13 protein-coding genes are annotated in these 15,640 nt (G+C 38.4%); 9 read left to right on the top strand and 4 right to left on the bottom strand.

All coding sequences use genetic code 11. The features are described 5' to 3' along the window. Positions 1-28 precede the first annotated feature (28 nt). The gene (locus D0T08_RS15730) at positions 29-1,546 is read right to left on the bottom strand and encodes a choice-of-anchor I family protein (RefSeq protein WP_116983620.1); all 1,518 of its coding nucleotides are present in this window, start codon (positions 1,544-1,546) and stop codon (positions 29-31) included. 306 nt (positions 1,547-1,852) lie between these two features. Between D0T08_RS15730 and D0T08_RS15725 the strand changes: the two genes are divergently transcribed. The 3 genes from D0T08_RS15725 to D0T08_RS15715 all read left to right on the top strand — a co-directional run bounded on the left by D0T08_RS15725 (position 1,853) and on the right by D0T08_RS15715 (position 6,572). Then, entirely contained in the window at positions 1,853-3,994 is a 2,142-nt protein-coding gene (locus D0T08_RS15725) for a DPP IV N-terminal domain-containing protein (protein WP_116983619.1), read from the top strand. A gap of 98 nt (positions 3,995-4,092) precedes the next feature. Beyond that, complete coding sequence (locus D0T08_RS15720) at positions 4,093-4,776, top strand: DUF1080 domain-containing protein (protein ID WP_116983618.1); 684 nt, start codon at positions 4,093-4,095, stop codon at positions 4,774-4,776. 272 nt (positions 4,777-5,048) lie between these two features. Beyond that, on the top strand, positions 5,049-6,572 hold the full coding sequence (locus tag D0T08_RS15715; RefSeq protein WP_116983617.1) for a zinc-binding dehydrogenase: 1,524 nt from the start codon (positions 5,049-5,051) through the stop codon (positions 6,570-6,572). 74 nt (positions 6,573-6,646) lie between these two features. Here D0T08_RS15715 and D0T08_RS15710 read toward each other — a convergent pair whose 3' ends face one another. Beyond that, on the bottom strand, positions 6,647-7,618 hold the full coding sequence (locus D0T08_RS15710) for a MoxR family ATPase (RefSeq protein WP_116983616.1): 972 nt from the start codon (positions 7,616-7,618) through the stop codon (positions 6,647-6,649). 151 nt (positions 7,619-7,769) lie between these two features. Continuing rightward, the gene (prmC, locus tag D0T08_RS15705; RefSeq protein WP_229238969.1) at positions 7,770-8,654 is read right to left on the bottom strand and encodes a peptide chain release factor N(5)-glutamine methyltransferase; all 885 of its coding nucleotides are present in this window, start codon (positions 8,652-8,654) and stop codon (positions 7,770-7,772) included. A 47-nt stretch (positions 8,655-8,701) separates the two neighbouring features. Between prmC and ribD the strand changes: the two genes are divergently transcribed. From ribD to D0T08_RS15685, 4 genes are all read left to right on the top strand, one after another. Further along, the gene (gene ribD, locus D0T08_RS15700; protein WP_116983615.1) at positions 8,702-9,733 is read left to right on the top strand and encodes a bifunctional diaminohydroxyphosphoribosylaminopyrimidine deaminase/5-amino-6-(5-phosphoribosylamino)uracil reductase RibD; all 1,032 of its coding nucleotides are present in this window, start codon (positions 8,702-8,704) and stop codon (positions 9,731-9,733) included. Positions 9,734-9,820: 87 nt separating this feature from the next. Next, complete coding sequence (gene proC / locus D0T08_RS15695; RefSeq protein ID WP_116983614.1) at positions 9,821-10,621, top strand: pyrroline-5-carboxylate reductase; 801 nt, start codon at positions 9,821-9,823, stop codon at positions 10,619-10,621. A 72-nt stretch (positions 10,622-10,693) separates the two neighbouring features. Beyond that, positions 10,694-11,179 carry a hypothetical protein gene (locus D0T08_RS15690; protein ID WP_116983613.1) on the top strand — a complete coding sequence of 162 codons (486 nt, stop codon included), beginning with the start codon at positions 10,694-10,696 and terminating at the stop codon, positions 11,177-11,179. A gap of 147 nt (positions 11,180-11,326) precedes the next feature. Then, positions 11,327-12,994 carry a S41 family peptidase gene (locus tag D0T08_RS15685; protein ID WP_116983612.1) on the top strand — a complete coding sequence of 556 codons (1,668 nt, stop codon included), beginning with the start codon at positions 11,327-11,329 and terminating at the stop codon, positions 12,992-12,994. A gap of 48 nt (positions 12,995-13,042) precedes the next feature. Here the strand turns inward: D0T08_RS15685 and D0T08_RS15680 are convergent, their stop codons facing one another. Continuing rightward, a complete protein-coding gene (locus D0T08_RS15680) occupies positions 13,043-14,092 on the bottom strand; it encodes a M28 family peptidase (RefSeq protein ID WP_229238968.1) in 1,050 nt (349 codons plus the stop codon). A gap of 259 nt (positions 14,093-14,351) precedes the next feature. On the opposite strand from D0T08_RS15680, the gene D0T08_RS15675 reads away from it, so the two are divergent. Next, positions 14,352-14,678 carry a nucleotide pyrophosphohydrolase gene (locus D0T08_RS15675; RefSeq protein WP_116983611.1) on the top strand — a complete coding sequence of 109 codons (327 nt, stop codon included), beginning with the start codon at positions 14,352-14,354 and terminating at the stop codon, positions 14,676-14,678. 12 nt (positions 14,679-14,690) lie between these two features. Further along, positions 14,691-15,620 (top strand): hypothetical protein, encoded by a 930-nt coding sequence (locus D0T08_RS15670; protein ID WP_147322787.1) that lies wholly within the window; start codon positions 14,691-14,693, stop codon positions 15,618-15,620. The last annotated feature ends 20 nt before the right edge of the window (positions 15,621-15,640 follow it).

Below are 15,640 nucleotides of genomic sequence, written 5' to 3'. Positions count from 1 at the left end.
GTTTCTCATTTTTCCAAACAGATATATATTACAATTTATTTGCCTTATATACTTTTACAACGCCATCGTTTTCGCTACTTACCACTATCAAGCTTTGTTGTATGGGGCTTTTTGGTGCAGGGATAAATAACACTCCTTCAGGGGCATCTCCAGTAGGTATGGTTTTTACAAAAACAGGTGCAGTCGGGTTTGTAATATCATAAACGGCTACAGCATCTACTCTTTCCATCCCTACATAAGCAACCAGTTTGCTTCCTACTCTGCCAATTGCAATAGCCTCTGGCTCTATCGATTTATCATCACTTCTGGCATCATCATATAGATTCGCTTCTTTGATTTTTACATCCAGTTCGTTTTTGCTATCATATACTTGCTGGCCTGTTTGTGCATTCCATACTGAGAATGATCTTGCTCCAAAGCTATAAAGCGCGTCATAATCACCGTCACCATCTTTATCACCTAAAGTAGTGGTAACGTTCAGGCGTCCCATTTGTGGTTCAGCTTTAAGTGCCGAAGCATTCGGGAAAGCCGCTTCGTCTAATTTCAAATCTTTAATACGTTTTACCTCTGCAAAAGCATCATATTCACGGGCATCCCCCTCATTTGCCGTAAATAAATAGGTTACACCGTTGTATTTCGTAGAAGCGATAGCATCTGGCATATAAGTGCCAAATACTTTCCAAGGAGCAAAAACGCCTACTGCATTATCTTTATCGCTAATATCTATCATGTTTCCGGCAGCATTGTAATCTTTAAAGCCAAGCGGACTGATTTTAGTGATAGTTCCTGCAGTAATGTTAATTTCTGCAATGGCATTGTTCTCCTGCAGAGTTACCCAAGCCGTTTTTGAATCATCTGAAACGGTAATATACTCAGGTTCTATGTCTTTTACAAAATCTTTACCAGGGCCAAAAACTCTCAATCCTTTTGAAGTTAAATCAGCTAATTGGTTCGAGAATGCAGAAAAATTAACTGTTTTTACTGCATAGTTATTCGCTACATCAATGATTGATACCGAACCCTCAGGGTCATTGGTATAGCTGGTGTTAGGCTCGCCTTCGTTCGCACTTAAGATATACTTACCATCAGGGCTGTACGTAACCATATCAGGCAATGCCCCTACAGTAATTACTTTTTCTTCCGCATAAGTAGAAGCATTGAAAACAACAATTTTTCCGGCTGCTTGTTTGTCTGTAGATTCAATAGCAGCAGCCACTTTGCCATTATAGGCTGATACGCTATTCACATAACCCCCATAAGGAGTCATGCTGATAGAGTGAATAACTTTAATACTGGAAGGATCAGCCAAATCAATCACATCGATTTTGTTGGTGGTACCGTTGTTTACGGCAAATAATCTTTTGGTTTGGGCATCGTAAGTTGTGATTTCTGCAGCACCTACACCCCCTAAACCGATTGAAGCGATTTCTTTATAAGTAGCAAGGTCTTCATTAACAGTAAATTCTAAGGCAGGGACTTCTTCGTCTTTGTTACATCCGACAACGGCTATAGTAATAGCGCAGGCTAGTAAAATTGTTTTTTTCATAAAAGTTCTTCTTTCGTAATCTGGGCGCAAAAGTAGAGTTCGCATATTATCTTACTATTAAGGAAAAATAAAGAAATTATAAATGAGAGGTATTTCCAGATTGTTCCACAGTAATAAATGATTGTTATCTGTCAGTCTTGATTCTGTTCAAAAGCATCTACTTTTTTGCTATACTTATCTATGATTAGCCGATTCCTGGTCTATTCTGATACAGATGATTTAAAAATTCTCTATTTTTAAGCGTTAATTCTATATAAGCGTAATAAATTAGACCTTAATCATTCTAAACTAAACACTTCATAAACCATGAAAAAAGTCGTAGCACTTTTACTCCTCTCTCATGCTTGTGTCTTTGCCCAGAAAAAAGATTTTGATGCAAAAGATTTAAAAGCAGGCCGTTCGCCACAAAATTTCCAACAGATATTACCCCTTGTACAATGGGCTGATGGCGATAAATTATCGGTGGTACAAAGAAATGGAGGCAGTAAAAATTTCGTTTTAGACCTTACTAACGGAAAACTGACAGAAGGTACGGCTAAGATTTCTTCTAAAATACCTCAGCCTAAGAAGTCGGTTTCGATAAAAAACGGTGATATTTTCTTAAAGGATGATAGTGGTGAAAAACAATTGACCAACGATAAAAGCGAAGAGAAAAACCCGACTTTTTCGCCGGATAGTAATTTTATTGCCTATACCAAAGACAATAATCTGTATACTTTCAACCTGAAAACCAATAAAGAAATACAGCATACGAGCGATGGCACCAAGACTACCTTGAATGGCTATGCGACATGGGTTTATTGGGAGGAAATCTTTGGTCGCTCAACACGTTTCAGAGCGTTCTGGTGGAGTCCGGATAGCAAAAAACTGGCTTTTATGCGTTTTGATGAGAGCAAAATTCAAATGTTTCCATTATATAATAGTGAGGGCCAACATGGTTTTATAGAAGAAACGCGCTATCCAAAAAGTGGTGACCCGAATCCGGAAGCAAAAATTGGTTTTGTATCGCCGGAAGGTGGAAAAGTTACTTGGGCTGATTTTAATGAAAAAGAAGAGCAATATTTCGGCTGGCCGGAGTGGTTGCTGGATGGCAGCGGATTGATGGTACAATGGATTAACCGTGGGAATGATAATCTGAAATTGTATAATGTATCTCCAACCAACGGCAGCAAAAAAGAAGTGTATGCCGAAACCCAGAAAGCCTGGATTGATATTGATGATGCCGACAATCGTCTAACATTATTGGATGGTAACAAAGAAATGATTATCCTGAGCGATAAAAGCGGTTGGAAACAACTGTATTTATATGGCGTAGATGGTAAGCTAATCAATAATATTACCAATGGTAAATTCACTATTAAGTCAGTAGAAGGGATTGACCAGAAGAACAGAGTGGTTTATTTCCATGCCCGCGGACCTGAAAATTCTGCCCGTTATGATTTCTATCGCGTAAGTTTTGATGGCAAAAACCTGAAACGTCTGACTTTCGGCGATTTCAACCACCGTCAGATTCAATTGTCGCCAGATTTCAAGTATTTCATTACTACTTACTCAAATATCACTACTCCTACACAAATGGCAGTGGTAGATAATACCGGAAAAATTATCAAAGACTTAGGTACGGTTAAGGGAGCTGAAATGGATACTTATAATGTAGCCAAATCGGAATTATTAAGAGTGAAAAGTGATGATGGTTTATTTGATTTGCCTATGACTATCACCTATCCTCAGAATATGGTACCGGGCAAAAAATATCCGGTATTAATCAGTATCTATGGCGGTCCTGATGCCGGAACGGTATTCGACCAATGGTCGTGGACACCTCGTAGCCAATGGTTGGCACAAGAGGGTCTGATTCAGGTATCACTAGACCACCGTGCAAGCGGGCATTTTGGTAAAGAAGGTGTAGCTTATATGCACCGTAATCTGGGTTATTGGGAAATGAAAGACTATATCACTTTAGTGAAATCGTTAATTGCGAAAGGTATTGCTGACCCTACCAAAATCTGTATTACAGGTTTTAGCTATGGTGGGTATATGAGTTGTTATGCCCTCACTTATGGCGCTGATGTATTTACACACGGTATGGCAGGTGGAAGTGTAACCGACTGGAGCTTATATGATAGTGCCTATACTGAACGCTTTATGGATACGCCTGCAGAAAACCCTGAGGGGTATAAAAGTAGTAGCGTAATGACACATACTGATAAATATAAAGGTATGTTACAGATTGTGCATGGTACGATGGATGATAACGTACATATGCAAAACAGCATTCAGTTAATCAGCAAATTGGAAGACCAGAAAAAAGACTTTGAATTTATGCTATATCCTGGTGGCAGACACGGCTGGGGAGGTAATAAAGGACAGCATTTTGACAATCTGAAAACCAAGTTTATCTATAAATATTTACTAGAAAAACCAGTTCCGGAAGGTCTTTTGAAATAAGCTGAAATAAAAAATCTGATAGCCAATAGTACTTTTAAAAAGCTATTGGCTATTTTTATGTAATACCTATTCAATCCAATATAAAAACCTATCTGTTTATGAAAAACACCTTTCTTATAGCCGTTTTATTAATATTTTCATTAAGTACCAAAGCACAAACCCGTAGCCTGTTCAACTTCAAAAATTTTGATGGCTGGCATATTGATGTTCCGGCATTAGATAATAACCCCAATGGTAAAAACCCATTTATTATACGTAATGGGATGTTGGTAAGTCTGGCTGACCCACAAGGACATATCATCACTGATTCAGTTTATGAAAACTATCGCTTCGAAATAGAATATCGTTTTGCGGCCAAACCCGGTAATTGTGGCGTTATTTTGCATGCCTCTACACCACGTGTATTGTATGCTATGTTCCCGAAGTCTATTGAGGCACAGTTGATGCATAAAAATGCAGGGGATTTCTGGTGTATTGGTGAAGACATCAGTGTGCCTGATATGGAAAAAAGAAGAGGACCTAAGAAAAACTGGGGCTCAGTAGATGGTAAAGAGCGTAGAATCGTCAACCTGACTGATAAATCTGAAAAGCCTGTCGGCGAATGGAATACCATGCGAGTAGAGTGCCTGGGTGACCAGATAAAAGTATGGGTCAATGGTGATTTAGTCAATCATGGCTTTAATTGTACGGTCAGTAAAGGACAAATTGCTTTACAAGCTGAGGGTTCAGAAGTTGAGTTTCGCAAGGTCGATTTTACACCTATTACTCAATTGTCTAATTAGACGATTAATTTCTAATAGTATAATTTGAGTGGTATTAAATATATTATCCCTACGAGATACTTTTCTCTGAAAGTTTTATCTCTCTACCGATATATCGTCCCTCTGGGACTTAAAAAATATCCCGTAGGGATGCTATATCGGTAGAAAAAATAACTAAAAATGCTTTTAAGTCCTGTAGGGACGATATATTTAACCCTTCGATTTTATTTACTCCAACGAGTAAGATTTAATATTCAACTATCCAAAATACCCACCATCAAACAAAACCAACTATGAAAGCCCTTTTGTGTAAAGAATTTGGCAAGCCGGATACCTTAGTTTTAGAAGAATTAGAACCACTAAAGGCAGAGGCTGGTAAAGTGGTTATTACCATCAAAGCTTGCAGTGCCAACTTTCCTGACACACTCATTATCCAGAATCTCTATCAATTCAAACCTGCTTTGCCTTTCTCGCCGGGAGGTGAGGTTTCGGGTATTGTGAAAGAAGTGGGTGAAGGTGTAAAGCATGTCAAAGTGGGTGACAAAGTTTTTGCGATGACGGGTTGGGGAGGTATGGCAGAAGAGGTATTAGTAGACGCTCGTCGGGTATTCCCGATGTTGCCTTCAATGGATTTTGTTACAGCAGCTTCGGTTATGTATAATTATGGTACTTCATTTCATGCCTTAAAAGACCGTGGGGAGTTAAAGACTGGCGAAATACTTTTAGTTTTAGGCGCCGCCGGAGGGGTAGGCCTGGCGGCTGTTGAATTGGGTAAAATGATGGGTGCTAAAGTAATAGCAGCGGCATCAAGCGATGAGAAACTGGCCGTTTGCAAAGAAAAGGGAGCAGATTTTACTATCAATTACACAACCGAAGATTTAAGAGAACAAATCAAAACATTCACCGAAGGCAAAGGAGTAGATGTGATTTATGATGCCGTAGGAGATAAATATGCTGAACCTGCTTTACGTTCCATCGCATGGAAAGGGCGCTATCTGGTAGTAGGTTTTGCCGCTGGCGAAATCCCTAAAATTCCTTTGAATCTGGCCTTATTAAAAGGCTGCTCCATTGTAGGTGTTTTCTGGGGACAATTTGCAGATAAAGAATCCGCAAAGAATTTTCAGAATATTCAGGAATTGGCAGGCTATTTTATGAAAGGCAGACTTCGTCCGCATATTCATAAATTGTATGCGTTAGAAAATGCGGCCGATGCTATTGCGGATTTGATGAATAGAAAAGTGGTGGGTAAAGCGGTAGTCGTAATGTCTGATGATGTGAAGATGTCATCTTATGAAGCGCCTAAAGAGGAAATCCAGACAAAAGAAGAAAGGCCCGTCGAAATCAAGAAAGAGGGTAATACCATTCTCTTTAAAAACATTGCTGAACTAAAGGCTTTCAAAGGCAAGGAACTAGGTATATCAAGCTGGCAAACACTTTCACAAGAAATGATTAATGATTTCGCCAAAGCTACTTTCGACGACCAATGGATTCATGTGAATGAAGAAATGGCTAAGCAATTTTCGCCTTTTGGTAAAACCATTGCACATGGATTTTTATCATTATCGCTCTCGCCCAAGTTCATGTACGAAATGTTTAAGGTAGAGTCAGCCAAAATGGGTTTGAATTATGGCACCAATAAAGTCCGGTTTATCTCACCTGTGCTATCCGGTAGTCGGGTGCGTATGAAAGCCATTTTAAAAGAGGTAGAAGATATGCAGCCTAGCGGAGTAAAACTGATTATTGATGCAATTTTTGAATTAGAAGGCTCTGAAAAACCTGCTTGTGCGGCAGAGTTGTTGAGTGTGATTTATGAGTAAGTATTAAAACTAGATTTTATTAATTAATCGAAATTGGTAGAGACGTATTGCAATACGTCTCTACCTGAATAGTATCATCTACCAATTGCCACTCTCTTCAACAATGTATCAATCACTTGGCGGGTAGTTATGCCATCGGCTTCTGCTTCGTAGTTTAAGATAATTCTATGGTTAAAAACATCATGTACCAATGCCTTAATGTCTTCTGGCAATACATAATCTCTTTCGTCAAAATAGGCTAAGGCTTTAGCAGCATTGTAAAGAGAAAGACCTGCACGCGGAGAAACCCCAAACTGAATGTATCGGGCTTCGTCTTTCAAGCCATATTCAGCCGGACGGCGTGTAGAAAATACTAACTCAATGATATACCTTTCCAACATTTCAGAAATTGTAATCCGGTTGATTTCCTGCTTGACAGCTGCAATTTCTTCTCTGTCTAAAATCGGTTTCGGCACATAATTGAAATTAAGATTAGCCATTTTGCGAACCATTTCCAGTTCAGAGTTTTTGTCAAGATAATCTACAAAAACTTTCATCATAAAACGGTCAACCTGTGCTTCCGGTAATGGATAAGTTCCCTCCTGCTCTACTGGATTTTGGGTAGCCATTACAAGGAATGGTCGGTCGAGCTGATGCGTTTCGTCACCAATAGTTACCTGTTTTTCAGCCATAGCCTCTAAAAGCGCTGATTGTACCTTAGCTGGGGCACGGTTTACCTCATCAGCCAGAATCAGATTAGAAAATATCGGCCCTTTCTTTACCTCAAAATCACCTGATTTCTGGTTATATATCATCGTTCCGACTAGGTCAGAAGGCAACAAGTCGGGAGTAAATTGTATACGGTTGAAACCTAAATCTAATACCTTGGCTAAGGTGTTGATAGTTTTTGTTTTAGCTAGTCCGGGAACACCTTCCAATAAAATATGACCACCTGTAAAAAGCCCAATCAGCAAGCGATTAATCAATCGTTCCTGCCCTATCACTACTTTACTTGTTTCTGAAAAAACCTCTCTTATTTTTTTATGTAAAATTCTCGAACCTTCCATTTGTATTAAGATTAAAGCAAAATCGTTGGATTAATAACATAAGATACTTTGATTTTATAGAAATATGATTCCTCAAAATCAAATAAATCGACCCAATTTGTTGTAAAAAGTGTGAAGATAGGAAAATCCCATAAAAACACTTAATCCTTTCTCATCTTTTTAAAAACGCTGCTCTCACAAATCTATTTTTCTGATGCAAATCCTTAATCACTTCAGTTTCAGAGAATCCTGCTCGACTGAACACACCTGCAGTTTCTTCTCCCAAACTCTCGTTGATTTCTACTATTACTAAACCATCTTCTTTCAAAGTCTGGATAGCAAAATTGGCAATAGCCTGATAAAAAATTAGTGGGTCATTATCCTCAACAAAAAGGGCTAAATGTGGCTCAAAATTCAGTACATTACTTCGCATCTGTGCAGCTTCCTGCTTAGTAACATAAGGGGGATTACTCACGATTATATCAAAACGAAGCTTAGATTGTGCACCGTTTGATAAGTATTGCAGAATATCTACCTTTTCAAAACTTACATTAGCCGCTTGATTAAGGTCTGCATTTTTTTGGGCTGTTACTAATGCTTTTTCTGAAATATCATACGCCCAGACCTGTGCGTTGCTTAACTCTTTTGCCAGAGAAATAGCAATACAACCACTGCCTGTGCCAATGTCTATTACTTTTTTTTCGGATTCAATTCTATTGGTTTTCTTTTCCCACTCACAAACATAATCAACCAGTTCTTCGGTTTCCGGCCTTGGAATCAGTACAGAATCATCAACCAGAAATCTTCTGCCGTAAAAAGTTGTTTCCCCTAAAATGTATTGAATGGGTTCGTGATTATTTAAGCGCTTAACAATCGAATCCCAGTCAATGCTTTTTGTGGAATTGATAGGTCGATTGCTTAGGATATCTATTTTTTTGAGGCCCAACTCATGTTCTAACAACCAAAAAACAATTTCTTTTGCTTCCTGTGTCTCATACACCGTAATTTGGTGTAACAATTCGTCGAAGAATTGTTTGCTGGTAGTAATCTCGTTCAAAATGTAAACTTTGTGATTTGCCGCAAAATTAACGCAAGAAATTAAGAATGGAAGAAAAATATATGCTAAGGGCGCTACAATTGGCTGAAATCGGAAGAGGACAGGTGAGTCCTAACCCGATGGTTGGCTGTGTGATTGTGCATAACGACCAGATAATCGGTGAGGGTTGGCACCAGCAATATGGTAGCTGGCATGCCGAGGTGAATGCAGTCAATTCAGTACAAGACCAATCAAAGCTACCAGAATCTACGGTTTATGTAACCCTTGAACCTTGCTCACATTTTGGCAAAACTCCTCCGTGTGCTGATTTACTGGTGAAACACCAGGTAAAAAAAGTAGTCATTTGCAATGATGATCCAAATCCCTTAGTAGCCGGAAAAGGCATTGTTAAATTAAGAGCCGCAGGTATTGAAGTAGAGCAAGGTTTATTAGCAGAGAAAGGTAGAGCATTAAATGCCCGTTTCTTTACCAATATAGAAAAGCAACGCCCTTATGTGATTCTGAAATGGGCTGAAACAGCCGACGGTTTTATTGCGGGCGAAAATTATGAACCTGTAAAAATCAGTAATGCGCTTTCGCATAAACTGGCTCACAAATGGCGTAGCGAGGAAGATGCGATTATGGTTGGTACCAATACTGCACGATATGATAATCCCAAATTGAATGTGAGAGGATGGCAAGGGGCTAGGAATCCTATACGACTCGTAGTTGACAGACAATTGCAATTACCACAATCCTTGAATTTGTTTAATAATACTCAAAATACGTGGGTATTCAACGAATTGATAGAGAAATCAGACGAGAGGAATACATATATCAAAATTGCATTTGGTGAGTCATTTATCGAGAATGTATTGCAGGAATTATATCAGCGAAAAATACAGTCAGTTTATGTAGAGGGAGGGACTGCTCTTTTGCAGAGTTTTATCAAAGCTAATTTGTTTGATGAAATCCGGGTTTTTCGAAGCCCTAATCAGCTATATAAAGGTATTGCGGCACCCAATATGCCTAAAAACATTGAGATAACAGAAAAACAAAACTTATTAGGCGATGAGTTGATTATTTATAAACATCGCTAATTTTGTAAAATTACCTTTCTACCCTATAAAGGTAATCTATCTTTCACCAAAAAATGCTCCGACAAAGGGTAAGGAGATTGTTGATTCATGAAAATTGCCATTATAGGCTGCGGAAACATGGGAATGGCCTTTGCTCGTTCGTTTTTGCAGTACGACCTAGTTAAAAAAGAAGACCTATTATTAATTGAAAAAAGCCAGGAGCGTAGCGAAACACTTAAAAGTGCCAAAGAAGGTGTAGTGGTAAGCACTATCAATGCTCAGATAGCCGACTACGAACTGATTATCCTCTCGGTAAAACCACAGGATTTTGCTTCTTTAAAAGATGAACTAACAGCCGTTATCCAACCGCAACAGGTGGTTTTATCTATCATGGCGGGTATACCTATGACCAAGATACAGGAAATGCTTAATCATAAATTGGTAGTTAGGGCTATGCCAAATACTCCTGCTATGCTAGGTATGGGTATTACCGGTTTTACGGCTTCTGCCGAAGTAGATGCCCATAAATTACGTAAAGTAGAGAATCTGATTAACGCCACAGGGCGCTCGGTATATTTAGAAGACGAAAGCATGATTGATGCCGTAACGGCATTGAGTGGTAGCGGTCCTGCTTATTTCTACTATCTGGTAAAACATATGATTGAAGCAGGCAAGCAAATGGGCTTTGACGAAGGGATGGCAAGCCTATTGGTAAAACAAACCATGTTAGGTTCTTATCATCTCATTAATAATGCCGAAAAAAGCCTGGATGATTTAATTAAAGCCGTGGCATCAAAAGGTGGTACAACCGAAGCAGCATTGAAAACTTTTGAAGAAAGCCAGCTTCCGGATGGATTAATCAATGGTATTTTAGCAGCCGAAAGAAGAGCGAAGGAATTATCTAAATAGTTAAGTTAGCGAGGGTTTAAGAAACTTATGATTATAATTTAAAAAGTAAACTAAATTGATTTTGCAAAGGAAATGAATAAGTCTTACAAAGTTTTTTATGAAGGCTCAGATGAAATTAATACCTCTGAAGGATATAGGGGAGCTATTAAAATAATTGATAATCATGTAATAATTCCTTGCATAAATGTCAGTGTTACCGAACATTCATTAAATAAAACTAAAGAAAATAACTTTATTGATTATTGCTATTTGTTTTACTTAAATGTTAAGACTTTTCATTTTAACACAGTCCTCAATAATGTGTCTGAAGGAACTGAAATGTATTATAATGGTTGTGCGAGTATAGTCGGCGCTGAACAATTTGAGGCTTCAATTGAATGTAAAAAACTTTGTTTAATTCTAAGATCTGATAGCAGATTATCAACTAAAATGTGGATTCCCATTGAGACCCCTGCTTTCAGACCTAATCTGGATAAAAGTGAGGTTTATGAATTTTTACATTCAGATATAAATCCAGTTATAGACTTTATTAAATATCAAGAAAATTCACCCCTATAAAATTTATTCAACCCATTTTCTGTTATTAGTGTGAATCCGTTTAAACCGGATATTTGCATTTTAATGTAAGATTTAAAACAATTAATTGACAAAGTCAGTATATTTATCTTACGAACAGATATTAATTCTAAAACAAAGTGTTTTAAAGTGGAAGAAAATAAAATACAGAATAGTAAAGCCACTGTACGAACACCTATCATTGTAGGCACAACTTTGGCGCTGGGGATTCTGATAGGTGCAACATTTTTTGGAGGTCGTCGTCCGGCGGGTGATGTATCTCGCAGTTCAAGTAAATTTCGGGAGATTCTGACCTATATTAACAGAAGTTACGTCGATAGCGTAAATACCGATAGTCTGGTCGATTATTCAATCACAAAAATGCTTGAAAAATTAGACCCGCATACGTATTATTTTCCACCACAAGATGCTGAACTGGCGCGCTCGCAACTGGAAAGCGGTTTCGATGGTATTGGTATTGAGTTTAATGTATTCAATGATACGGTATATGTAGTTACGCCATTGGCCGGAGGGCCATCTGAGGCTGTTGGTATCCAAAGTGGTGATGCCATTATCAAAGCCAACAATAATAGCCTGACCGGTAAAGAGGCTAGCAGCACCAATATTTTTGCCAACCTGAGAGGAAAACGCGGCTCAGTAGCCAAATTGGAAATTAAACGTAAAGGCTTTAAAGACCTATTAAAATTCTCGGTTACCCGCGATAAAATACCTCAATATTCGATAGATGCCGCTTATCTGATGAGCGATAAAAAGACAGGCTATCTGAAAATTAATCGTTTCACAGAGACAACCTATGACGAATTTAAAGAGCATATGGCCGACCTGAAAAAACAGGGTATGACCCAATTGTTATTAGATTTGCGCGGGAATCCGGGTGGTTATATGGATAGAGCGACTGATATTGTGGATGAACTCGTGGCAGGTAAGGGAGTCATTGTTTATACCGATGGGAAAGATGCCCGCAATAACCGCAAAACCAATGCGCATATTGACGGCATGTTTGAAAAAGGTGCAGTAGTAGTAATGGTAGATGAAGGAAGTGCCTCGGCATCGGAGATTGTCTCAGGTTCATTGCAGGATTATGACAGAGCTTTAGTAGTCGGTCGTAGAACTTTCGGTAAAGGATTGGTACAGCAACCGATTCAGCTATCTGACGGTTCGGAATTGCGATTGACTATCTCGCGTTATTATATTCCAAGTGGCAGAAGTATCCAGAAGCCTTATGTAAAAGGACATTTAGATAATTATGAGCATGAACTGGAAGACAGGGGAAAATCGGGTGAGTATTTCATTGCTGATAGTATCAAGAATAACCCTAAGATGCGCTTCAAAACTGTAGGTGGAAGAACGGTTTATGGCGGTGGTGGTGTTACGCCTGATATTTTTGTACCACGTGATACAAGCCATATTACCAAGTATCTGATGGAGCTATATGGTAGAAACATCATTCGTGAATATGCCATGAGTTATGCCAACGATAACAGCAAGAGCCTGTCTAAGCAGTCATTCGATAGTTATCTAAAAGGTTTTACAGTAACAGATGCTATGATTAGCGATATGAACAGGAGGTTAACCCAGACTGGCGTAACTTATACGGCTAAGGATCTGGCTGATTCGAAAGAGTTTATCAAATCCCAACTCAAAGCGGCTATTGCCCGCCATATCTGGCATCGTAGTGTAAAAAATGGTCTGAATAATGAATATTATCAGATTGTTTATGCGGATGATCCAATGATTGAAACAGCCTTAAAGAGCTTTGCAAAAGCGGAGAAACTAGAGAAAGAGAAGAAGATTTAAGAGTCTATATAAAACGAAAGAGGTAGCCATCAAGCTCCCTCTTTCGTTTTATAATCCGCTATCTTCCTGATATAATACCTGTATAACTGTCTGCCCGACAGCTTTGAGTGTATTCTTATCTATGACACTCATATTATCACCATGTGTATGATGATAGGCTCCAAATGTGCGGTTGCTATTTATTTCCTGATGCAAAATATCTACCATCGGGATTTTGGCTACTGTGTTTACAAATACATGGTCGTCGGTAATACCACCGGCCTCTTGTTTAATAAAATACTGCCCATAGCCTAAGCGCTCGGCAATATCCCATATCTGGTTATTGACACTTCCGGCAAATTGCACTGATTGTGCTTCTTTCGGGAAAGTAGCTCCTTTTGCTCCAACCATATCTAATAAAATACCAAAATAAGCTGAATAATTAGGTTTATGGAGATTACTAGCCCAGTATTGTGAACCCAAACACCAATATACTTTTTTCTGATCTGGTTGCATATCATCTTTTTCACCCCAGTCTTCGGCATCAAAGAAGATAATATCTACTCCAATATTTGGTTTTTGTTGCGCCGTATGAATCGTGCGAGCTACTTCTAATAAGACACCTACCCCACTGCCGCCATCATTAGCACCATCGATGGCTTGATCCTTTTTTACAGAATCTTTATCGGCAAACGGGCGTGAATCCCAATGGGCGGCTAATAAAATCCTTTTCGTTGCCGATGGATTATAAGTTCCTATGATATTGCGGGCATTTAAAACTTTTCCATCAAATGTGACAGGCTTAAAAGGTTGTTCTGTTACTTCAAAGCCATACTCTTTCAGTTTCTTCACCATCCAATCACCACCTTTTACGTGGGCAGGAGTATTAGGCACACGAGGGCCGAAATTTACCTGCTTATCTACAAAAGCATAGGCAGAATCAGCATTAAAAGTGGGCGCAGTAGCGAGTTTTATTTGTTCTTCCTGGCTCGTTTCGTTGCCTGGCTTTTGTTTGCAGGAAACAATCGTTATAAGCAATAGTAATAAAACTATCAGACTCTGATAGGGGAATCGTCTATTTTGAATTGTCTGTTTATTCAACAAGTTCATTGTATTCATTAAATATTAAAATAGAATTTTTTATATGAGTCTCAACTATGCAAACACTAATCGCCTGCAAAGTTATTCATTTTAAAAGAAAATTAATTTGTATCAGAATCGTTTTAAAAATATCTTTATAAGCTGTTGATTTTAAATTAATCAATTTATCTTCAAAGTGCTATTATTCCTTTTGTCTGTAAATTAACGCTGTGGTGTAGAATGTATTTCGGGAAGCACTTTTTTTACCTTAATTTTGCACCTCAAAAACCCATTTGAAATGACTATTGCAGAAGCACAAGCAGAAGTAGATAACTGGATTAAGACCATCGGTGTACGGTATTTTAATGAGCTTACGAATATGGCTATGCTGACCGAAGAGGTAGGCGAAGTAGCCCGGATTATAGCCCGAAGATATGGTGAACAATCAGAAAAGGAGTCAGATAAAGACAAAGATTTAGGAGATGAGATGGCTGATGTATTATTCGTGCTGATTTGCCTGGCTAACCAAACCAATATAGATTTGACTGAGGCGCTTCGGAAAAACCTTGAAAAGAAAACAAAAAGAGATAAATTGCGCCACCAAAACAATGAAAAGCTAACCTAACCAATATGTAATATGTTTACGATACTCTCCCAAGCATTTAACCGAACTGCTCGAAACTGGAAAATGGTTCTGACAGTTTTTACAGTTAATTTAGCTCTTGGATTAATTTTAGCTGCACCTCTTTATAAAGTACTGCAATCAGAAGCTCAGGGTTCTTTAGAATTTAATAAATTAATCGGCGGTTTTGACCTGACTGTTATTATAGATTTCCTAAGTACAAGTGGCAAAAAACTGCCTCCATTCTGGCTATTAGGTTTTGTATTGTCTTTGCTTTATCTGGTATTGAATATATTTTTTGCAGGTGGTATTCTTTCTCAATATGCGTTAAGAGGTACTTTCAGAATCAGTGAATTTCTGAGAAACTGCACCCAATATTTTGCCAAATTTCTATTGGTGTTTCTGATTGAACTGGTGGCACTTCTAGGTGTTTGTATTATTTCTTTTATTTTTCTAGGTGTTGTTTTAATAGCATCGGATGGTAGCACCGAGCCTGTGCAGATGGCCTGGCTTACACCCTTTTTCCTGATTTCAGGCTTTTTATTCACAGTAGTGCTTAATATTGGCAACTACGCCAAGGTAATATTATTCAAAAATCTCTCTTTAAATGCCTGGTTAGGCTTCTGGAAAGCTGCTAATTATATCTTTCAGAATTTCAAAACCATGCGCATCTACTGGGCTATCATTGCTGTAGCTGTTATCTTAGTTCTGGTTTATCTGTTTCTTGAATCTGCCATTGGTATGAACTCGGTATTCAAGATTTTTGTAATGTTTATTGTACAACAGGCTTTTATTTTCGGCAGAGTTTTCATAAAAATGTGGATGCTTAGCGGTGCGTTTGATTATCTTACACTTAAACCGGTTCCTATTAGCCCTACGCCTGTTTTCGTTGCTAATAATTCAACCGAGTTATCAGGTGATAACGAAAGCAAACTTTCTGAGTAAAGAACGTGTTATTCTATTAT

The sequence above is a fragment of the Emticicia sp. C21 genome (assembly GCF_003418935.1).
Classification (GTDB): domain Bacteria; phylum Bacteroidota; class Bacteroidia; order Cytophagales; family Spirosomataceae; genus Emticicia.
The sequence above is the reverse complement of the archived record's forward strand: the minus strand, read 5'-3'. Positions and strand labels throughout refer to the sequence as shown.